1 protein-coding gene is annotated in these 234 nt (G+C 37.6%); it reads left to right on the top strand.

The genetic code is table 11. The annotated features are described in order from the left end of the window. Nucleotides 1-14 precede the first annotated feature (14 nt). A partial coding sequence (locus LD028_RS09495; RefSeq protein WP_237811675.1) for a hypothetical protein occupies nt 15-234 on the top strand: 220 nt, incomplete at its 3' end.

Here is a 234-nt window from a genome sequence, read left to right as displayed (position 1 = left end):
CAAAAGGCTCCTTTTTGAATAAAAAACTTGTGAAAACAAACGCATTTTTGAAAGAAGCGACAGAAGACATAGAAAGCTTTCGCATCCGCAAAATCAAATGGGCAATTAAAGAGCTAATGAGTCAAAATGAAAAAATTACCCCATACAAGGTCCAGCTATACGCAGGATTTGGAGGAAAATCAACAGCACGCCCGCTTATAGAGAAAATTTTGCAAGAAAGTGAGTACAACGATG

This window comes from Anoxybacillus sp. LAT27, from assembly GCF_022030075.1.
Taxonomy (GTDB): domain Bacteria; phylum Bacillota; class Bacilli; order Bacillales; family Anoxybacillaceae; genus Anoxybacillus; species Anoxybacillus kestanbolensis.
Note: the sequence above shows the minus strand (reverse complement) of the source record. Positions and strands in the feature narration are given on the sequence as shown.